Source organism: Arthrobacter sp. Y3224055 (genome assembly GCF_059090825.1).
Genome location: NZ_JBNHGB010000001.1, coordinates 621887 through 640890, shown reverse-complemented (window position 1 = coordinate 640890; position 19004 = coordinate 621887). Strand labels below are relative to the sequence as shown.

The following is a 19004-nucleotide window of genomic DNA, read 5'->3' as shown; positions in this document are numbered from 1 at the left end:
GGCGCAAGGAATCCGGGCCCGCGCGGGCTCAGACCCGGCGGTAGATATCCGCCACCGGACAGTGGAAGGGATCGGAGGCGGCTATTCCGACGGCGCCCAGGTAGCGGACTATCGCCGCATAGGAGGCCAGCAGGCTGGTCTCCGTGTACGGGATCGAGTGCTCGCGGCAGTATTGGCGGACCATCGGCGCCGCCTTGCTCAGGCAGGGACGGGGCATGTCGGGGAACAGGTGGTGTTCGACCTGGCGGTTCAGACCGCCCATCAGCAGGTCCATCATCCAGCCGCCGCGGATGTTGCGGGAGGCCGTCACCTGTCGGGTGACGAAGTCCGGCCGGCTGGATTTCGAATAGATCGGCATGCCTTTGTGGTTCGGGGCAAACGACGCGCCCATGTAAAAGCCGAAGACCGCCATCTGCACGCCGATGAACGCGAACGCCTGCCCCAAGGGCAGAAGCCAGAAGACCACGGTGAGCAGCACGGCGGCGCGGGCCGCGAGGATGCCCAGCTCCAGCCAGCGGTGCTCCACCTTGGCCTGCCGGACCAGGTACTTGAAGGAATCCGCGTACAGGCTGAAGCCCAGGAACGGCAGCAACGGGAACAGCAGGTAGCCCTGGAGCCGGGTGACACGGACCATCGCGCCGCGGCGCCCGGCCGCAGCGTCCGGGTGGAAGGCGATGGACCCAGTCCTGATGTCCGGGTCCTTGTCCACGGTGTTGGGAAACCCATGGTGCTTGGTGTGTTTGCGCATCCACATGGCGTAGCTGATGCCCACCAGGCAGGTGCCAACCAGCCGGGCAGCCCATTCGTTGACCCGCTTGGATTTGAATACCTGCCAATGGGCCGCTTCGTGCGCCAGGAAGGCGAATTGGGTGAACAGTATCCCCATCCCGGCCGCGATCAGCAGTTGGAACCAACTGCTCCCGAGCAACGAAAACCCTGTCCACGCCGCGGCCAGCAGCATCATGAGCACAGCGAAGAGGGTGATGTAGTAGCCCCTGCGGCGAGTCAGCAGACCGGCCGATTTCATGCGGGCCATGAGCGCCAGGTATTCGGCCGCGATACTGTTCGGTGCCCGGGACGGGCGATCCAGTTCGCGAGCGGAATTGGGTTGGGGAGCCGTATTGGTCTGGGGCTCGGGCTGAAAGTCCATGACGTGCCTTGCGTCCGGCGGGGTAAATACAGTCGGTGCAGCCGGCCGTAAAGCTTCAGCACCAGTCTTGTGAATGTACCGGCGCTGCGCGAATCTGTCATCGGTAGGAGGCGTCCCGGCCATCATCCGGGCCGATTTAAATATTGCTTGGCGGCAAGGGACTGTTGCGGGGGGACTGCGGCGGCACCCTTAAGCCCTGTTGCGCCGCCATGCCAAACCCTGGCCGTCTCAGAAAGCAAAGATCAGCAGGCGCCCTTCCCTCGAGCGGGAAGGGCGCCTGCTGATCAGTCGATGCCGGACCGGTTAGTCGGCGATGTAGAACAGGCGCTTGTTGACGAATTCGTCCATGCCCAGCGGGCCAAGCTCCCGTCCGAAGCCGGAGCGCTTCACGCCGCCGAACGGAATGTCGGCGCCTTCACCAACGCCGTTGACGTTGGCCATGCCCACCTCCAGCTGCTGGGCGATCTTGCGGGCGCGCTCCTCGTCCTTGGAGAAGACGACGCCGCCGAGGCCGTAGTCGGTGTCGTTGGCCAGTTCCAGGGCTTCCTCGTCGCTGCTGACCTTGTAGACCACGGCGACCGGGCCGAAGAGCTCTTCACGGTAGGCGCGCATCTCCGGAGTGACGCCGGTCAGGACGGCCGGGGCCAGGTAGGCGCCGGGGCCATCGTGCAGGGTGCCGCCGGCGTGCAGCGTGGCGCCCTTGTTGACGGCGTCCTTGAGCTGCTCCGCCAAACCTTCGGCCGCCGCCCGGGAGGAGAGCGGAGCGAAGGTGCCCTCGGCCTCTTCCGCCGGGTCGCCGGGCTTGAGGTCCTTCGCCAGGTTGGTCAGCTCGGCCACGAAGTCGTCGTAGATGTCCTCCATGACGATCATGCGCTTGTTGGAGTTGCAGGCCTGCCCCGTGTTCTCGATGCGGGTGGCCCACGCCTGCTCGGCGGCCGCCTTGACGTCGTCGGTGTCCAGCAGCACATAGGGATCGGAGCCGCCCAGTTCCAAGACGGCCTTCTTCAGGTTCTTGCCGGCGAGTTCGCCGATGATGGCGCCGGCCCGCTCGGAGCCGGTCAGCGAGACACCCTGCACGCGCGGGTCGGCAATGATGTCCGCGATCTGCTCGTGGCTGGCGAAGAGGTTGATGTAGACGCCCTCGGGCACGCCGGCGTCGTCCATGATTTTCTGGATGGCCAAGGCGGAGCGGGGGCAGGTCTCGGCGTGCTTGAGGATGATGGTGTTGCCCAGCATCAGGTTCGGCGCGGCGAAGCGGGCCACCTGGTAGTAGGGGTAGTTCCACGGCATAATGCCCAGCAGCGGGCCGACCGGCAGCTTCTGGATCATGGCGCGGCCGCCGCCGATGGCCTTGATTTCCTGGTCCGCCACCAGGTCGGGGCCTTCAGTAGCGAAGTAGCTGAAAATGTCGGTGCAGAACTCGGCCTCGCCCTTGGACTCGGACAGGGGCTTGCCCATTTCCTCGGTGATGATCGCGGCGAGCTCGTCGGCCCGCTCGGTGAACAGTTCCGCAATGCGGGACACCACCTTCGCGCGGTCCGTGATCGGCGTGGCCTTCCACGCTGTGTAGGCAGCCTGGGACCTGGCGAGGGCGTCCTTGACCTCGGCGTCGGTGGCAGTGGGGAATTCCTCGACCACCTCGCCGGTGGACGGGTTTTGGACCCGGTAGCCCGGCTGAGTGGATGAAGCGGCGTGGGAAGTGGTGGTCACAGCCCTGATCTCCTTCAGATAATGACATAGCAGCGGGACGGCGGCGCGGCCGTCTCCTGTTCCCATCTTGTACCGTCCGGCCGGTTATGTGAAGTGAGTTACGCTCACGGCATGGAAGTAAGAAGCCCGGCACGGCCTGGGTTGGCCGTCAACGCAGGCGGGGCGGTGCAGCACCGGGCCCGTCAGGCCACCGAATAGCTTCCAGGGTTTCCGGTCTGAGCGGCCGCCGAGGCGCGGCCGGGCTCCCGTTCCCAGGGACCACCGAAGTGCTTCCACGCTCCCGTTCCTAGCGGGGGCCGCGCAGCCTGTCCATCTCCCGCCGGTCCTTCTTAGTCGGCCGGCCGGCACCCCGGTCGCGCTGCGGGATTCCGAGCGAGGGCATCGCCGGGCGCGGCGGCGTGTGGTCCGTGAAGCAGTGCGAGGCCGCCTCGGCTCCTACCCGTTTGGCGATCAGCCGGCGCACTTCCAGGATCCGTTCGTAGCCGGGCTGCCGCACGCGCAGGGTGTCGCCCGGGACCACCGGCTGGGAGGCCTTGACCGGGTTGCCGTTAAGCCGGACGTGTCCGGCACGGCAGGCGGCGGTGGCCGCGGAGCGGGTCTTGTAGGCGCGGATGGCCCACAGCCACGCATCGACGCGCACCGAGCTCGGGGTATTGGCGGAAGTGTTCATGCCCCTCCGAGTCTAGCGTCGCCGCGGCGGCGTCCCTTGGCGGTCCCATAGCGTTGTCGCCGCGCCCCGGCCCTCGGTGGTGTTTCCTTTCACCCCGAGTTCACAGCCAGTTGGCCCGCAGGTTCACTGGCGCTGTGAAGCTCGATGGCGGGGAAACCCGACAACCACTACGAAGGGCGTCATATCCCATGGCATCTCGCCTGCTCAGAACATTGACCACCTCCGCCGCGGCCGTCGCCGTCGGCGCTACCCTCGTGGCCGCCCCGGCGGCCGGCGCGCAGAACAACCCGGGCGGGCAGGATGAAGCCCCGCTGCTGATCGGCCACCGCGGGGCCGCCGGCACCGCCCCCGAAAATACGGTTGCGGCCTTCAAGGACGGGCGCGCCTCCGGCGCCGACTTCTTCGAGATCGACGTCCAGCTCAGCGCCGATGGCGTACCGTTCCTGTTCCACGACGACACTCCGGCCCGGACCACCAACGTGGAGGAGGTATTCCCCGAGCGTGCCGGGGACCCCATCACGTCCTTTACTTGGGATGAATTGCAGCAGCTCGACGCCGGATCCTACTTCGGCGCCAAGTACCAAGGGGAGCGGATCCCGCACCTGGATGACGCGGCGAAGATCGCCACGGTGAAGACCGGCGTGTTCATCGAAATCAAGTCGCCGAAGAACTCCCCGGGCATCGAACAGCTCGTCGCCGACGAGCTCCGCACCGATGCCGCCTGGACGAAGCTTGTTGCCGCCGACAAGGTCCAGGTCCTCGGCTTCGACGAGGCCTCCAACCGCACCTTCGCCGGCCTGGCCCCCGAGATCGCGCTGCAGCAGCTCTCGAGCACCGTCCCGGGTCCGGCCACGCTGGAATCCTGGGCGGCCTTTGCCGATTCGATCGGCACCAACTACCGCACCCTGACGGCGCAAAATGTTGCAGACGCCAAGGCCGCCGGGCTGGTCGTCGGCGTCTACACCGCCAACTCGCCCGAGGCCGTCCAGCACTCCATCGACCTCGGCGTCGATGCCGTCACCGGTGACTTCCCGATCCAGACCATGCGCTATCTGGACGGGCAGAAGCCCTTCCCCGCGGGCACCGGCCTGGAAATCGCCGGCGCGGTGAATGACCCCGCCGGCAGCGACGTCCAGTCGGAGACCGGCGAGCACGTGGTGCTGCGCAACACCGCCAACCACAGCATCGACGCCAGCGGCTACATCATCCGCGACGGGGCGAACAATATCCTGGCTGTGGGCGAGGGCTACGTGCTTGCCCCCGGCGCGGAGCTGCGGGTCTACACCGGTCCCGGCACCAACAGCGTCGAGGCTTACTACAACAATGGCACCGTGTCAGTACTGAACAACACCGGCGACTCGATTGCGCTGTGGGCCCCGCAGGGCACGCTGCAGGACGTCTTCGCCAACTAGGCGGCAGGATCTGCAGCTCCTACGCCGGCACCTCGGGCGGCCTTGCCCGAGGTGCCGGCCTCGTTAATCGCGTTGCCCAAACGCGCGCCCGAAGCTGCGACGGCGAAGCTCTCGCCGGGCGGCGGGAGGACGGACCGGTCGTCCCCCAAAGTACCGACGGCGGTGCTCTCGCCGCGTGCCATTCCGGCCGGCCCTGCTTGGCGGCCCGCGCATTTTGGTGCTCAGACATCAAACGTCTAACGTTTAGAGAATGATTTTGGAGCGACGGCCCAGCGGCGGCAGCAGCAGCGACCACGCGCCGGGCGGCGACCACGCGCCGGGCGGCGACGAGGCTCCGGGGGAGTTCGCCGAGGCCCTGGTGCCGGAGCTCAATGTACAGGAGCCTGCCCCGGCGCCCGCCGCCGCGCACCGCCGCTGGTTCATCGCCGCGGCCGTAGCCGCCGTGATACTCATCGGGTTGAACCTCCGGGCCGGTATAGCCAGCGCGGCCGCGCTCTTCCACGACCTGCAGCAGCTGCTCGGGTACGGGCCGCTGGTCGCCGCACTGCTGCCCACCGTTCCCGTGCTGTGTTTCGCCGTGGCCGGAGCCGCGACCGCCTGGCTGAGCAGCCGCATGGGGCTGGAACGCGCCATCGCACTTGCGCTGACACTGCTGATTGCGGGCTTGGGCCTGCGCGGGGTCGAATCCGTCGGGATGCTGCTGGCCGGCACGGTGGTGTCCATGTCCGGACTGGCGGTCTGCAACGTGGCGCTGCCGGCGTTCATCCGCAAGTACTTCGCGCACCGGCCGTCAACGATGACCGGGGCCTACACCATCTCCATGTCCGTCGGCGCCACCCTGGCCGCGGCCATCAGCGTCCCTCTGGCCGCGCAGTTGGACTCGCCGTCGCTCGCGCTGGCCGCGTGGGCGCTGCTGGCCGTCGTCGGGCTCGCGGTGTTCCTTCCCATGGCCGTGGCCGGCAGGCGCGGTTCGGGCACGCGGACCCGGGACCACTCGTCGCCGTGGCCGCTGCTGCTCACGCGCAAGGGCGCGCTGCTCACCGGCCTGTTCACCATCCAGGCGCTGCTCGTCTATTCCGTGATGGGCTGGCTGCCGTACATCCTGATCTCGCGCGGGGTGGATGCCGCGGCCGCCGGGCAGCTGCTCGCGCTGGTCCAGCTGGTGTCCATCCCCGCCGTCGTCCTGCTGTTGTCCATGGCGGCGCGCCCGGGCCTGCTGCGGCCGGCCTTCATGATCACCTGCGCGGCGTCGCTGGCGGGCTACCTCGCCCTGCTCGTGCTGCCCGCCGAGCTCGCCGTGCTGCCCGCGGTTTTGATCGGACTGGGTTTCGGGGTTTTCCCGCTGCTGATGCTGGTGATCAGCCGCAGCGGTTCCAGTGCGGCCGAGACCACCGCGCTGTCCACGCTGGCCCAATCGGTGGGCTATCTCTTCGCCGCCCTGGGCCCGTTCGGCCTGGGTCTGCTGCACGATGCACTCGCCGACTGGACCGTACCGCTGGTGCTCCTGGTGGCCGGCGCGGCGATGCAACTGCTGCTGGCTCACGCGGTCAGCGGCCTGGTGCGGAAGGCGCGGGCGTGAGGTCCGGCCCGCTCCAGCGGCCGCCGTTGGCGGAGGAAGTCACGTCCAGGCTGCGGGAGTCCATCGCGGCGGGGCTGTGGCAGCTGGGGTCCCGGATCCCTCCCGAGCCGGAACTGATGGCACGCCTGGGCGTCTCCCGCGGCACGCTGCGCGAGGCGGTCAAGGCCCTGGCCCACGCCGGGATGCTCGAGGTGCGCCGCGGCGACGGCACGTACGTGCGCGCCACCAGCGAGATCAGCGGCACCGCCCGCCGCGCCTACCGTGAGTACGACGACGAGGACGTGCTCCAGGTGCGCTTCGCGCTGGACACCCAGGCGGCGCGGCTGGCGGCGCAATCGGCGCGGTCCGAGCCGCCGGCCCCCGGGGGCGCCGTGGAGGCGCTGCGGGAGATGCTGGCCCGGCGCCGGCATGCGTGGGCCGAACAGGACCTGGAAGGCTGGATCGCCGCGGACTGGGACTTCCACCTGGCCGTGGCCGAGGCCTCCGGCAACCAGCTGCTGCACGAGCTGTATGGCAGCTTCGGCGATGTGTTCCACGGGACCAAGATGGCCCAGCGGTTGCGGGACGGCTTCGATGGATGCCTGCGCGCCGGACACGAGGACCTCGCGGACGCCATCGCGGCCGGAGACGAAGAAGCTGCGGTGCGGACCGTCACCGCCAACCTGCGCTACTGCCTGAAATGGATGCCGCAGCACGGCCATTAACGCCATGCTCACGCCGTGCTGCGGCGGGCTCTGGCCGCCGCGGCCGCGCGTGTGGCACAATGCCGCCCCGCCGGGGTACCTTGAATCACGAAGCCCGGACTGACGGGACGTAGGGAACGAGGAAAGCTGGCGATGTCCACTTCGACGAAACCGTCCGGGAGCACCCGAAAGACGTGGCTGAAGATTACCGCGGCGGTGGCCGGCGCCGTCGTCGTGCTCCTGCTGTTGGTGTTGCTGGCCAAATGGCTTCGCACAATGCCGGGCGTCCAGGACTTCCTGGCCGCCTACCCGGGCCGCTCCGAACTGCCCGAATCCGCGCCGGTCGGGCTGCCCGCCTGGCTGGGCTGGCAGCACTTCCTCAACTTCTTCCTGATCGTGTTGATCATCCGCACCGGACTGCAGGTACGGGCCGGCACCCGCTCGCCGGCGTACTGGACACGCAACAACAAGGGCCTGGTGAAGACCAGGAACGCGCCCACCAAGATCACCCTGAACCTGTGGTTCCACCTGACGCTGGATGCGTTGTGGGTGCTGAACGGCATCGTCTTCATGGTGCTGATCTTCGCGACCGGGCACTGGATGCGGATTGTGCCCACCAGTTGGGACATCTTCCCGAACGCGCTGTCCGCGGTGCTGCAGTACGCCTCGCTGGACTGGCCGCTGGAGAACGGGTGGGTGAACTACAACGCGCTGCAATTGCTGACTTACTTCGCGACCGTCTTCATCGCCGCCCCGCTGGCCATCGTCTCCGGCCTGCGCACCTCGGCCGCCTGGCCCAAGCGGGCTGCGGTCAACAAATATTTCCCGATTGAGGCGGCCCGGGCCATCCACTTTCCGGTGATGGTGTATTTCGTGCTGTTCATCATCGTGCACGTGACGCTGGTGCTGGCCACCGGCGCGCTGCGCAACCTCAACCACATGTATGCGGCCACGGACGACGGCGGGTGGACCGGTTTCTGGATTTTTGCCGCCTCCGTCGCGGTGACCGTGGCGGCCTGGTTCCTGGCCCGGCCGATCTTCCTGCGCCCGATCGCCTCGCTGACGGGCAAGGTCACGAGCCGCTGACCGCGCGGCCGCCCGATCGCCTCGCTGACGGGCAAGGTCACGAGCCGCTGACCGCGCGGCCGCCTGATCGCCGGCCGCTGACCGCGTGGCCCGCGTGGCCGCCGCCTTACCGCCAGCCGCTGACCGCCTGACCGCGGCTGAAGGCTGCACCGCTACACTGCTCGCCATGATCACCGTTGCGGCCATCGCCGCGTGCCTTGTCTTCGCGCTGTTGGCCGTCTTCCAGATCCTGCTGGCCGCGGGCCTGCCGCTGGGCCGGTTCGCCTGGGGAGGAAGCCACCGCATCCTGCCGGCGAAGCTGCGCATCGGGAGCGCGGTCTCGGTGCTCCTGTATGCGTTCTTCGTGTTCGTCATCATGGACCGCGCGCAGTTTCTCGACGCGTTGCCGGAGACCGCGTCGCTCGTTCTTGGCTGGGTCCTGACCGCGTACCTGTTCGTCGGCGTCCTGATGAACGCCATCTCGCGCAGCAAGCCCGAGCGGTGGACCATGACGCCGGTCGCCCTGGTCTTGGCCGCGCTGAGCCTGGTGGTTGCCCTCGGTTGACGTGGTTTCCCGCCCTTGGCGGGGAGCTGCAAGGCTTTTCGTCGGTGGGCCGTCCAGCCGTTTGCGGGTCTCACGTCCCTTCGCGGGCGGGGGGTTCCGACGGTTGACGGTCAGGCAGGGGAGGGGCTTGCCCCGCGGGCGGGGCGGGCTCACGATTGGTTCACTACCGGCCGATCGGAGGAAGCCATGCAGGTCCGTATCCGCCGCGCACTGACAGCAGTTGCCGTGCTCGTCACCGTCCCGGCGGCCCTTGCCGGCGGCCTGGTCCTGTGGCTGCGCTTCAGCCCCCGGCCGCTTGCGGTGCTGCTGCGGGTGCTGTCGGAACGGGACGGCCGGCGCACGGCCCGCGCGATGGCCCGGCACGTGCCGGACGGAATCAGCGAAGTATTGGATCAGGAATACCTCAGCAACCACGGGCATACCCGCCTGGACGTGTTCTTCCCGGACAAGGCGGCCGAGGATTCGCTGCGCCTTCCGACAATTGTCTGGATCCACGGCGGGGCCTGGATCTCCGGCACCAAGAACGACGTCGCCAATTACCTGCGGATTCTCGCCTCCTACGGCTTCACCGCCGTGGGAGTGGACTATTCGCTGGCCCACGTGCGCCGCTACCCGGCGCCGGTGCGCCAGACGGCCGCCGCGCTGCGCTACCTGGAACACAACGCCGACCGGCTGCACATCGATACCGAGCGCATCGTGCTGGCCGGGGACTCTGCGGGCGCGCAAATTGCCGCACAACTGGCGCTGGTCATCGCCGATCCCGACTATGCCAAAAGGCTCGGCATTGCCTCGCCCATGAAGCCGGAGCGGCTGCGCGCGGTGCTGCTGCACTGCGGGGCGTACGACCTCTCGCTCGCCGGGGCGGACCAGGCCGGGAACCAGAACTACCTGCGCACGGTGCTGTGGTCCTACACCGGGGCCAAGGACTATCTGGAGCGTCCCTACGTCGCGCTGGCCTCCGTGGCCAAGCACGTGGGCGCCGGCTATCCGCCGGCTTTCGTGTCAGCGGGCAACACGGACCCGTTGCTGCCGCACTCGCTCGGGCTGGTCGAAGCGCTGCGGATCAAGGGCGCGGCCGTGGAGGAGTTCTTCCCCCACACGGAGGCCGGCCTAGGGCACCAGTTCCAGTTCAACCTGGAGTTGGAAGCGGCGTGGCAGGTGCTGGAGCGCAGCGTGGCGTTCCTCCGTCGCCACACCGGCTGATGCCACCCGAGTTGAATCGGCGCCCCGCTACGAGGGGTGTTCTTCGGTGTCTGCATCACCCGGGGCCGGCGCCGATGCCTCCCCCGGGCACCGCCGTCGTACGCTGGAAACCTGCCCAGCGAAGGGGGAACTATCAATGAACGACGCCGGCTCGCGCCTCATTTTCGGCTGCATGGGGTTGGGTGGGGGCTGGGGGAGCGGGCCGCTGGAAGCGGCCGATGTGGCGGCCGCGCACGCGGCCGTGGCGGCGGCGCTGGAGGCCGGGATCACGACCTTCGACCACGCCGACATCTACGCCCACGGCAAGGCCGAGGCCGCGTTCGGGCGGGTGCTGGCGGAAAGTCCCGAGCTGCGCGACTCGATCCGGCTGCAGGGCAAATGCGGCATCCGGCTGCCGGTCCCCGGCATGGTCGGGCACTACGACTCCTCGCGGGAAGCCATCCTGGCCCGCACCGACGAAAGCCTGCGCCGGCTGCACACCGATCACCTGGATACGCTGCTGATCCACCGGCCCGATCCGCTGACGCCGGCCGAGGAGATCGCCGCGGCGTTCAACGAGCTTCGGATGGCCGGGAAGGTACGCCGCCTTGGTGTCTCGAACATGTCCGGCGAACAGATGCGCTGGCTGCAGTCGGCGCTGGATGAACCGCTGGCGGTGAACCAGCTGGAAATGAGCCTGTACCGACGCGACTGGCTGGAGTCGGGGGTGCTGGTGAACCACCCGGAGGGACCGGGGATCAGCTTCCCGCACGGCACCTTGGAATACTGCGCCGCCCACGGGGTGGAGCTGCAGGCCTGGGGCGCGCTGGCCCAGGGCCGGTACAGCGGGCGTGCGGCAGCGGAGGCCGCGACACCGGATGCTTCCGCGCCCGCGGATGCCTCACCCCCGGCGGATCATGCAGCGGCAGCCCTGGTCACGGAACTTGCCCGGGACAAGGGGTGCCCGCCCGAGGCCGTGGTGCTGGGCTGGCTGCTGCGGCATCCGGCAGGCATCCGGCCGGTCGTCGGTACCAGCAGCCCGGACCGGATCCGGGCCTGTGCCGAGGCGGAAGCGGTTGGAGCATCGATGACCCGCGAGGAGTGGTACTCCCTGTGGGTGGCGGCCCGAGGCAGGCCGCTGCCTTAGCTGCCCCCGCCCGGCCCCGCCGGCTGCCGGCGGAAGCCGGGACCGTGGGTCCTAGACGAAGGCCGGCTGTTCCAACCGGCGGAACGCGGAATCGTGGAAGACCAGGGGCTCGTGGGTGCCGTCGTGCGTGGACAGTCCGTGCACCTGCAGCAGCACGACGTGGTGGTCCCCGGCCGGGACCTCCTGGTGCACCGAGCAGTCCAGCCAGAGCGCCGCGTCGTTGAGGAAAAGCGCGCCGTCGTCCGTGCCGTGCAGGCTCAGGCCGGCAAAGCGGTCACCGTTCCTGGACGCGATCTGGCGGCAGACGCCGTCGTGTCCGGTGCCGAGCACCGAGACGCCGATCCGGTTGGCCCGGCGGACCAGCGGCCAGGTCCGTGAGGTGTTTTGCACGGCGAACATCACCAGCGGCGGCTCGAGGGAGACGCCCACGGTGAACGAGGAGGCGACGATGCCCTGCGGCTCGCCGGCGACGGTCGCGCACAGCGCCGCGATGCCCGAGGGGAAGCGGCCGAAGGCGGAGCGCAACGTGTGGGGGGTCAGGTCATGGTGTAGCGACATGGCGTCCTTGGGGCTTGGGCGCATCCGCTGCGGCCGAGCTGCTGCGGGTGGATACGCGTACTTGCCTGCCGACATACCCGGCGGGCCGAATCATCACCTGGAGCACCCCGCTACGGTAGAGGGTTGCCGGCCAACCAGCCAGGGCTGTGAAGTTGGCGCTCTTGATTCGTCTCCACGCTAAGAGCGGGGAAGGGCCTGGGTCAAACGCCGGTAACAGTTCGTCAAATGCAGCGTTTTACTTCCGGGCGCCGCGAGGTGTCTGCTGCCCCGACGGGCGGCCGTGCGACGGCTGCTGCCCCGAAGGCTACTGTCCGACTGCTGGTCCCACGGCTACTGCGCGGCGGCGCCCGGGCGCACGGTCCGCTGCCGGAACGGATGCGCCGGGTAGACGCCCAGGATGCGGATTTCGGTGGTGAAGAAGTCCAGTTCCTCGAAGGCGTGGACCATGGCCGGATCGTCCGGGTGGCCTTCGACGTCCACCATGAACATGGTGGCGGCAAACTCGCCGCCCACCATGTAGCTCTCCAACCGGGTCATGTTGATGCCGTTGGTGGCGAAACCGCCCAGCGCCTTGTACAGCGCGGACGGCACGTTCCGCACGCGGAACACGAAGCTGGTTACGGCCGGACCGGGAAGTTCCTCGCGGGACGGGACCGGCCGGCGGTCGGCCAGCACCACGAACCGTGTGGTGTTCGTCGGATCGTCTTCGACCTTTTCCGCGAAAACCTCCAGACCGTAGAGTTCGGCGGCCATCGGCGGCGCCAGGGAGACCTTGGTCGGGTCGTTCCATTCGGCCACCTCCCGGGCCGAACCGGCGGTGTCGCCTGCGATGACCGGAGTGAGCCCGAGCCTGCGGATCAGCTTGCGGCACTGGCCCAAAGCATGGATGTGGCTGTGCACCTCCCGGGCCTGCTCCACGGTGGCCCCGCGTACGCCCAGCAGGCTGAAACGGATGGGCAGGAAGAATTCCTCCACGATCTGCAGGGTGGTCTTCGGCAGCAGGGCGTGGATGTCCGCCACCCGGCCGGCGATCGAGTTGTCGATGGGGATCATGGCCAGTTCCGCCTCGCCGCCGGTGACGGCAGCGAACGCATCCTCGAAGCTGGCACACGGCACCGCTTCCCAACCGGGGCGCACTTCCAGGCAAGCCATGTGGGAGTTCGAGCCGGGTTCACCTTGGTACGCAATCGCTGGAGCCATGGGCGAAATTATCCCACCGGGGCGGGCCGGCGCTTCATTCCGGGCAACCGGGCGGCGTCATATAACCGGGACCGGCCCGCCAACCGCTTAGTACAGATGCGATTCCTGGGTGATGCCGTAGGGCACGTCGTCGCTCAGCTCCACCGTAAACTGCCCGGGGCCGGTGCGAGTGACCAGGATGCCGCAATCGCCGTCGATGGCGGCGAGCTTTTGCAACTCTTCGACCGCAGCATTCAGGAGATCGTGCGCTTCGGAAGCCGTCTGTGCGGTCAACGACTTGGTAGCCAGGGAAGTGGCCATGGTTCTGCCTTTCGTGGCCGGAGGTTTCCGCGCAGGAGAAACGCGGGATGGAAGCTTCCGGCCGGAACGAGCCTGCCATGCGGAACGGTGCATGGAACTTTACATTCTGCCATCCCAGATGACATCAGATGAATTTCGCACCGGCGTGGCGTGCGCCACACCCGGCGCGGCGGTGTGGTGCTGGAAGCAGGTCAGGCGGGACCGCCGCGCGTGTTGGAAACCGGTCACGCGGGACCGCCGCGGATGCTGGAAGCGGTCGGGGGAGGGCGGGCCAGCCGGAAGTGAACCCGGTCCTAGAACGGGTTGAGCAGCCGGTGGACGAACTGCCGGGTGCGCTCCTCCCGCGGTTCGCGCAGCACCTGTTCGGGGTGTCCGCGTTCCACCACCACGCCGCCGTCCATGAACACCACTTCGCTGGCCACTTCACGGGCGAAGGCCAGCTCGTGGGTGACCAGGGCCATGGTCCAGCCCTCGTCAGCCAGTTCCTTGATCACGTGCAGCACGTCGCCCACCAGTTCAGGATCCAGTGCGGACGTGGGCTCGTCGAACAGCAGCAGCGAGGGTTTGAGCGCCAGCGCCCGGACAATGCCGACCCGCTGCTGCTGTCCGCCGGAGAGCTGATGCGGGTACTGGTCTTCCTTGCCGGAGAGCCCGACACGGTCCAGCAGCGACCTGGCCTCGCGCACCGCTTCGGCCTTGGACCGCTTCTGCACCTGGACCGGGCCCTCGATGATGTTCTGCAGCACGGTCATGTGCGGGAACAGGTTGTAGTGCTGGAACACCATGGCGCTGCGGTCGCGCAGGGCGGCGATCTGTTTTCGGTTCACCGGCGAACCGAAATTCACGGCCGGCCCGCCCGAAAAGGCGACCCGCCCGCCGTCGGGGATTTCCAAGCCGTTCAGGCAGCGCAGCACGGTGGTTTTGCCCGACCCGGAGGGTCCGATCAGGGCCAGTACCCCGCCCGTCTGGACGGAGAGGTCGATGGACTTGAGCACCTGGTTGCTGCCGAAGGACTTTCGCAGCCCCTCAACGGAGAGCACCGGCCCTGCGGCGGAGCCGGGCTGCGAAGCGGCGGCGGAGGGGGCGTCAGTGGGCGACATAGCGGTCCAGCCTCTTCTCCAGTCGGGACTGCCCGGCGGAGAGCACCAGGCAGAACACCCAGTAGACCGCCGCGGCCTCAATGTAGAGCAGCATGAACTCCTGGCTGAACGCCGCGATTTCCTGGGCGGCCCGGAACGCCTCAGTGACCAGGATCAGGGAAGCGAGGGAGGTGTCCTTGACCAGCGAGATGAAGGTATTGGACAGCGGCGGCACCGACACCCGCGCGGCCTGCGGCAGGATGATGCGGCGCAGGGTGGTGGTGCCGGCCATGCCGATGGTGTGGCCGGCTTCCCACTGGCCCTTGGGGACGGACAGAATCGCGGCGCGGATGATTTCGGCCGCATAGCCGCCCACGTTCAGGGAGAACGCGATGATGGCGCTCGGCCACGGTTCAAGCACCACGCCGATCGACGGCAGGCCGTAGAAGATCACGAACAGCTGGACGAGCAGCGGGGTGCCGCGGATCACCGACACGTAGGCGCGCGCGATGCCGGCCAGGATCCGGTTGCGGCTCAAGCGCATCAGGGCCACGACGAGCGCCAGCAGCAGGCCGATGGCGAAGCTGGCCAGCGAGAGGGGGATGGTGCCGGTCAGCCCGCCCTGGACTATAGGCCAGAGCGAACTGCCGACGAGCTCCCAGTCGATGTCCATACGGTTACGTTAGCGTCTCCCTTTGAAGCGGCCGGATTTACTTGCTGACGTCCGCGCCGAAGTACTTCTCGGAGATCTTTGCCAGCGTGCCGTCGGCGCGCAGCTCCTCCAGCGCCGTGTTGAAGGCCTCGACCAGGTCGTCGCTGCCCTTCTGGAAGGCGAAGGCGCTCTGCGTTTCCTCGTCCGTTTCGGCGGCTACCTTGATGTCCTTGTTGTCGTTGGTGGCCTGGTAGTCCAGGTAGGTCAGCTTGTCGTTGACCGTGGCGTCCACCCGGCCCTGCTCCAGCAGCGAAACCGCCTGCGCCCAGCCCTCCACGGCCTCGACATTGGCTCCGGCGCCCTTGGCCAGTTTGTAGAAGTTGCTGGTCAGCGACTGGGCGGACGTTTTGCCCTCCAGATCCGCCAGGGAGGAAATGTCGTTGTTGTCCGACTTCACGACGACGACGCCGGTGCTGACCGTGTACGGGTCCGAGAAGTCGTACTTGGCCAGGCGGTCTTCGTTGATCGAAACCTGATTGGCGATTACGTCGAAACGGCCCGCCTCCAGCCCCGCGAAGATGGCGTCCCACTGGGTCTCTTCAAACCGCACGTCGACGCCGAGCTTGTCCGCCACCGCGGTGACGACCTCTACGTCGTAACCGGTCAGGTCGCCGGTGCCGTTCTCGTGGAAGGAGAACGGGCGGTAGGTCCCCTCGGTCCCCACGGTGATCACGCCTGCGTCCTGGATCTCCTGCAGCGTGGTCGCGGCGGAGGAGGTCGCCGGCTCCGACCCCGACGGCGAGGACGTGCTGCAGCCGGCCAGCACCAGGGCGGCGGCTGCGGCGGCACCGAGGACGGACAAACGACGACGAATCATGGTGGAAAACCCCTTGTGATGTGGGACGACGAGCCAACCGGCGGGTGGCCGGCAAACGCTGAAGCTACCACGTGCAACAACGGGTACCTCAAGATATGTTCCGAACTGTGTCGGCAATGTGAGCAGCCGCACTCCCGGCGGCGCGCACCGGCGTCGTTATTGTTCTATTCGGGTGCCACCCGCACCACGAGTGCGCCCGGATCGACGCGCATCATCAAACGGGACCCCATGCCAATATGGTCGCCGTCCAGCTGCATCTCCTGGGGCCGGCCGGCGTGGATCTCCACGTGCTTGCCCTGGTAGTAGTCAACCGAAGGATCCACGCTCCGGCCGCGTTTGGCGAGCCCGGCCAGCACGCCGAGCCAGCCCAGCCGGCCACGCGGGGAGATGGTCATGACGTCCAGCAGGCCGTCGTCGAGCTGCGCACCGGGGAACATCTCGAATCCGCCCTGGATCTTGCCGCAGTTCCCGCCCATTACGCTGCGCATCCGCACGGTCATGGGCTTGCCGCCGTCTATGGTGACCGTGGCACGGACCGGCTTGCCCGGAAGGTTGCGCAGGCCGGCTTCCACGTACGCCAGCCACCCGATGCGGTCCTTGAGGCCGTCGTCGGTGCCGCCAATCACGGCGGCGTCGAAGCCGAGGCCGGCCATGACCAAAAACACGGAGTCACCGCCCGACCTGTCCACGGTGGCCCGGACCACGTCGATCCGCCGGTCCCGGCCGGCCAGCGCGATGCCGGCAGCGGTCTCCGGGTCGTCAACCGGCAGGTCCAGGTTGCGGGCCAGCAGGTTGCCGGTGCCCAGCGGGATCACGCCCAGCGGCATGTCGGTCGCCGCCAGCCGGCCGGCCACCCGCCGCACCGTTCCGTCACCGCCGGCGGCGATGACCAGATCGACGCCCGCTTCCAGCGCCTGGTGCGCCTGGCCGGCGCCCGGATCTTCGAGCGTGGTCTCGAGCCAGAGCGGCGGCTGCCAGCCGGTCTCGGCGCACAGGCCCTCGACCAGCGCCACCAGGTCGAAGTTGAACTTCTTGGACGGGTTCCAGACCACCGCGGCACGGCGGGAAGCTGGGGGAGCGGATTCGGTCATGGTGTCCTTACTGTCCTGTTTGCCGGCTGAAGGCCGACGTCCCGACGAACCCATTCAAGCACCATCCCGCCGGTGCCGCCCGGCTCGACATCGCTGCTGGCCGCTTATAGGTTCTAACAGGACACCCTCGGATCCGGGAGAAGAATTGCTTCGGCGCGCACTTGCATCAATCACCGCCCTGCTGCTGACGGTAGCGGTCTCTGCCTGCGCTCCGGAGCGGGAATCGCCGGAACCGACCGCCCGGGCACTGGCGGAAGCGTTGGCTGCCAACGACGTGTCGAACGTGGCCTTCGCCGATGCCACCGGCGCCCAGGTGCAGGAACAACTGGCCGCGCTGACCGAGGGGATGGACCCCTTGGAGCCCGAAGTCACCGTGGAAGGCGTCGAAGAGGTCGAATCCAACCTCTTCCGGGCCACCCTTTCCTATGACTGGCCGGTGGCCGATGCGGAGCAGGGCTGGAGCTACACCACCAGGGCCGACCTGCACTACGCCGAGGACGCCTGGCACGTGCGGTGGAAGCCCGAAATCCTGGAGCCCTCGCTTGCCGAGGGCGAACGGCTGGTGCTCTCCACCCAGGAACCGCGGCGCGGCCAGATCCTCGACGCCGAGGGAGAGGCGATCGTGAAGAACCGCCCGGTCAGGGTCGTTGGCATCGACAAGACAGGCCTGGACACAGCGACCGCCGAGGACTCCGCGCGCGCGCTGGCCAAGCTGGTAAACATCGATGCCGCCGCTTATCTGGAAAAGGTTGAAGCCTACGGGCCCAAGGCATTCGTGGACGCCATCACGCTGCGTGAGGACGCCTTTGACAAGTTGGACCAGAAGAAGCTGAAGGACATCGAGGGCTTCCTGGCGGTAGGTGACCAGATTCCGTTGGCGCCCAACCGCACCTTCGCCGCGCCGGTGTTGGGATCGGTCCGGGAGGCCACGGCCGAAGACATCGAGAAGTCCAAGGGCACCGTGGCCGCGGGCGAGACCGTAGGCTCGTCCGGCTTGCAGGAAGCCTTCAACACCGAGCTCTCCGGCACGCCGGGAGTCACCGTCTCCGCCGTCGGGCAGCCCGCCGAAGAGGGCGGCGAAGCGCCGTCCCGCCAGCTGTTCCGCCAAGACCCGGTGGACGGCGAAAACGTGAAAACCACGCTCGTGCCGAAGTTGCAGTCGGCGGCCGAGGACATCCTGGCCGACATCGACTCGCCGAGTTCGATCGTCGCGCTGCGGCCGTCGACCGGTGCCGTCCTGGCGGCCGCGAACGGTCCGGACAGCGAAGGCTACAACACCGCGTTCCTGGGCCGGTACGCCCCCGGTTCCGCCTTCAAGATCGCCACCGCGTTGGGCATGCTGCGCAACGGCGCGACCCCCGAGTCGGCCGTCACCTGCGACCCGGAAGTGGTCGTGGACGGCCGAAGCTTCGAGAACGCGGACAGCTACCCCGCCGAGTTCACCGGCCGGATCACCTTGACCGAGGCCATCGCGCACTCCTGCAACACCGCGTTCATCGCCGAGCACCGGGAACTCTCCCAGGACCAGCTGGCTGATGCCGCCGGCGCCCTGGGCGTCGGCATGACCGCGAGCCCCGGCATCGAGGCCTTCATGGGCAACGTGCCGCGGGAGGACACCAAGGGGACCGCGCACGCGGCCTCGCTGATCGGCCAGTCACGGGTGCAGGCGTCGCCGCTGGCGCTGGCCACGATGATGGCGGCCGTGGTGGAAGGCGGTTCGGTCGTGCCGACGCTGGTGGACGGTCACGACCCCAAGGCCGAGCTCCCGGACGTGCCTGAACTGACCGCCGGGGAAGCCAAGCAGTTGCGCAGCATGATGCGCTCGGCCGTGGTGGACGGCTATCTGGCCAACCTGGCCGACCTGCCCGGGAAGCCCGCCATCGGCAAGACCGGCACCGCAGAGTACGGCTCGCAGGACCCGCCGCAAACCCACTCCTGGGTGATCGCCGGCCACGGGGACCTTGCCATCGCGGTGTTCGTGGAGGACGGCGAGCTGGGCTCCGAAACCGCCGGCCCGCTGGCCGAGGCTTTTCTGGAAGCCGCCGCCGGCTAGGCCTTAAACGACGACGCCGGCGCCCGCCAAG

The 19004-nt window shown here is 68.2% G+C and carries 19 protein-coding genes and 1 riboswitch; of the genes, 8 read left to right on the top strand and 11 right to left on the bottom strand.

The genetic code is table 11. The features are described 5' to 3' along the window. Positions 1-28: 28 nt before the first annotated feature. From AC5RTY_RS03090 to AC5RTY_RS03080, 3 genes are all read right to left on the bottom strand, one after another. On the bottom strand, positions 29-1150 hold the full coding sequence (locus tag AC5RTY_RS03090) for a fatty acid desaturase family protein (protein ID WP_494024250.1): 1122 nt from the start codon (positions 1148-1150) through the stop codon (positions 29-31). A gap of 303 nt (positions 1151-1453) precedes the next feature. Beyond that, on the bottom strand, positions 1454-2860 hold the full coding sequence (locus AC5RTY_RS03085; protein WP_494024251.1) for an NAD-dependent succinate-semialdehyde dehydrogenase: 1407 nt from the start codon (positions 2858-2860) through the stop codon (positions 1454-1456). 286 nt (positions 2861-3146) lie between these two features. After that, complete coding sequence (locus tag AC5RTY_RS03080; protein WP_494000818.1) at positions 3147-3530, bottom strand: RNA-binding S4 domain-containing protein; 384 nt, start codon at positions 3528-3530, stop codon at positions 3147-3149. 188 nt (positions 3531-3718) lie between these two features. Between AC5RTY_RS03080 and AC5RTY_RS03075 the strand changes: the two genes are divergently transcribed. After that, complete coding sequence (locus AC5RTY_RS03075) at positions 3719-4942, top strand: glycerophosphodiester phosphodiesterase family protein (protein ID WP_494024252.1); 1224 nt, start codon at positions 3719-3721, stop codon at positions 4940-4942. Here the strand turns inward: AC5RTY_RS03075 and AC5RTY_RS03070 are convergent. Further along, entirely contained in the window at positions 4939-5124 is a 186-nt protein-coding gene (locus AC5RTY_RS03070) for a hypothetical protein (RefSeq protein ID WP_494024253.1), read from the bottom strand. The genes AC5RTY_RS03075 and AC5RTY_RS03070 overlap by 4 nt on opposite strands. A gap of 68 nt (positions 5125-5192) precedes the next feature. Between AC5RTY_RS03070 and AC5RTY_RS03065 the strand changes: the two genes are divergently transcribed. The 6 genes from AC5RTY_RS03065 to AC5RTY_RS03040 all read left to right on the top strand — a co-directional run bounded on the left by AC5RTY_RS03065 (position 5193) and on the right by AC5RTY_RS03040 (position 11163). Continuing rightward, complete coding sequence (locus AC5RTY_RS03065; RefSeq protein WP_494024254.1) at positions 5193-6521, top strand: MFS transporter; 1329 nt, start codon at positions 5193-5195, stop codon at positions 6519-6521. After that, positions 6518-7225 (top strand): FadR/GntR family transcriptional regulator, encoded by a 708-nt coding sequence (locus tag AC5RTY_RS03060; RefSeq protein WP_494024255.1) that lies wholly within the window; start codon positions 6518-6520, stop codon positions 7223-7225. Before AC5RTY_RS03065 ends, AC5RTY_RS03060 begins: the two co-directional genes overlap by 4 nt. 132 nt (positions 7226-7357) lie before the next feature. Next, on the top strand, positions 7358-8290 hold the full coding sequence (locus AC5RTY_RS03055; RefSeq protein WP_494024256.1) for a cytochrome b/b6 domain-containing protein: 933 nt from the start codon (positions 7358-7360) through the stop codon (positions 8288-8290). A 166-nt stretch (positions 8291-8456) separates the two neighbouring features. Further along, positions 8457-8834 carry a hypothetical protein gene (locus AC5RTY_RS03050; protein ID WP_494000813.1) on the top strand — a complete coding sequence of 126 codons (378 nt, stop codon included), beginning with the start codon at positions 8457-8459 and terminating at the stop codon, positions 8832-8834. 186 nt (positions 8835-9020) lie between these two features. After that, positions 9021-10037 carry an alpha/beta hydrolase gene (locus tag AC5RTY_RS03045; RefSeq protein WP_494138955.1) on the top strand — a complete coding sequence of 339 codons (1017 nt, stop codon included), beginning with the start codon at positions 9021-9023 and terminating at the stop codon, positions 10035-10037. A gap of 136 nt (positions 10038-10173) precedes the next feature. Further along, complete coding sequence (locus AC5RTY_RS03040; RefSeq protein ID WP_494024258.1) at positions 10174-11163, top strand: aldo/keto reductase; 990 nt, start codon at positions 10174-10176, stop codon at positions 11161-11163. Positions 11164-11214: 51 nt separating this feature from the next. On the opposite strand, the gene AC5RTY_RS03035 is transcribed toward AC5RTY_RS03040, so the two are convergent. The 7 genes from AC5RTY_RS03035 to AC5RTY_RS03005 all read right to left on the bottom strand — a co-directional run bounded on the left by AC5RTY_RS03035 (position 11215) and on the right by AC5RTY_RS03005 (position 16920). Continuing rightward, positions 11215-11721, bottom strand: coding sequence for a flavin reductase family protein (locus tag AC5RTY_RS03035; RefSeq protein ID WP_494024259.1), 507 nt, complete (start codon positions 11719-11721; stop codon positions 11215-11217). 52 nt (positions 11722-11773) lie between these two features. Continuing rightward, a riboswitch (SAM riboswitch) is annotated at positions 11774-11888 on the bottom strand. Positions 11889-12051: 163 nt separating this feature from the next. Next, positions 12052-12921 carry a prephenate dehydratase gene (locus AC5RTY_RS03030; RefSeq protein ID WP_494024260.1) on the bottom strand — a complete coding sequence of 290 codons (870 nt, stop codon included), beginning with the start codon at positions 12919-12921 and terminating at the stop codon, positions 12052-12054. An 87-nt stretch (positions 12922-13008) separates the two neighbouring features. Further along, entirely contained in the window at positions 13009-13221 is a 213-nt protein-coding gene (locus AC5RTY_RS03025; protein ID WP_494000808.1) for a hypothetical protein, read from the bottom strand. Positions 13222-13514: 293 nt separating this feature from the next. After that, positions 13515-14321, bottom strand: coding sequence for an amino acid ABC transporter ATP-binding protein (locus AC5RTY_RS03020; protein ID WP_494138954.1), 807 nt, complete (start codon positions 14319-14321; stop codon positions 13515-13517). After that, positions 14308-14967, bottom strand: coding sequence for an amino acid ABC transporter permease (locus tag AC5RTY_RS03015; RefSeq protein WP_494001307.1), 660 nt, complete (start codon positions 14965-14967; stop codon positions 14308-14310). Before AC5RTY_RS03015 ends, AC5RTY_RS03020 begins: the two co-directional genes overlap by 14 nt. A gap of 43 nt (positions 14968-15010) precedes the next feature. Then, complete coding sequence (locus tag AC5RTY_RS03010; protein WP_494049376.1) at positions 15011-15829, bottom strand: amino acid ABC transporter substrate-binding protein; 819 nt, start codon at positions 15827-15829, stop codon at positions 15011-15013. Positions 15830-15993: 164 nt separating this feature from the next. Continuing rightward, on the bottom strand, positions 15994-16920 hold the full coding sequence (locus AC5RTY_RS03005; RefSeq protein WP_494000805.1) for a diacylglycerol/lipid kinase family protein: 927 nt from the start codon (positions 16918-16920) through the stop codon (positions 15994-15996). A gap of 145 nt (positions 16921-17065) precedes the next feature. Here AC5RTY_RS03005 and AC5RTY_RS03000 point away from each other — a divergent pair, with 145 nt between their 5' ends. After that, positions 17066-18973, top strand: a complete 1908-nt coding sequence (locus tag AC5RTY_RS03000) for a penicillin-binding transpeptidase domain-containing protein (protein WP_494138953.1) — start codon at positions 17066-17068, stop codon at positions 18971-18973. The last annotated feature ends 31 nt before the right edge of the window (positions 18974-19004 follow it).

Bases quoted from the DNA above. Each gene is read 5' to 3' on its own strand.
- AC5RTY_RS03065 (WP_494024254.1), top strand. From the start codon at position 5,193: ATGATTTTGGAGCGACGGCCCAGCGGCGGCAGCAGCAGCGACCACGCG.
- AC5RTY_RS03075 (WP_494024252.1), top strand. From the start codon at position 3,719: ATGGCATCTCGCCTGCTCAGAACATTGACCACCTCCGCCGCGGCCGTC.
- AC5RTY_RS03080 (WP_494000818.1), bottom strand. From the start codon at position 3,530: ATGAACACTTCCGCCAATACCCCGAGCTCGGTGCGCGTCGATGCGTGG.
- AC5RTY_RS03030 (WP_494024260.1), bottom strand. From the start codon at position 12,921: ATGGCTCCAGCGATTGCGTACCAAGGTGAACCCGGCTCGAACTCCCAC.
- AC5RTY_RS03035 (WP_494024259.1), bottom strand. From the start codon at position 11,721: ATGTCGCTACACCATGACCTGACCCCCCACACGTTGCGCTCCGCCTTC.
- AC5RTY_RS03045 (WP_494138955.1), top strand. From the start codon at position 9,021: ATGCAGGTCCGTATCCGCCGCGCACTGACAGCAGTTGCCGTGCTCGTC.
- AC5RTY_RS03055 (WP_494024256.1), top strand. From the start codon at position 7,358: ATGTCCACTTCGACGAAACCGTCCGGGAGCACCCGAAAGACGTGGCTG.
- AC5RTY_RS03070 (WP_494024253.1), bottom strand. From the start codon at position 5,124: ATGGCACGCGGCGAGAGCACCGCCGTCGGTACTTTGGGGGACGACCGG.
- AC5RTY_RS03010 (WP_494049376.1), bottom strand. From the start codon at position 15,829: ATGATTCGTCGTCGTTTGTCCGTCCTCGGTGCCGCCGCAGCCGCCGCC.
- AC5RTY_RS03020 (WP_494138954.1), bottom strand. From the start codon at position 14,321: ATGTCGCCCACTGACGCCCCCTCCGCCGCCGCTTCGCAGCCCGGCTCC.
- AC5RTY_RS03040 (WP_494024258.1), top strand. From the start codon at position 10,174: ATGAACGACGCCGGCTCGCGCCTCATTTTCGGCTGCATGGGGTTGGGT.
- AC5RTY_RS03090 (WP_494024250.1), bottom strand. From the start codon at position 1,150: ATGGACTTTCAGCCCGAGCCCCAGACCAATACGGCTCCCCAACCCAAT.
- AC5RTY_RS03025 (WP_494000808.1), bottom strand. From the start codon at position 13,221: ATGGCCACTTCCCTGGCTACCAAGTCGTTGACCGCACAGACGGCTTCC.
- AC5RTY_RS03005 (WP_494000805.1), bottom strand. From the start codon at position 16,920: ATGACCGAATCCGCTCCCCCAGCTTCCCGCCGTGCCGCGGTGGTCTGG.
- AC5RTY_RS03050 (WP_494000813.1), top strand. From the start codon at position 8,457: ATGATCACCGTTGCGGCCATCGCCGCGTGCCTTGTCTTCGCGCTGTTG.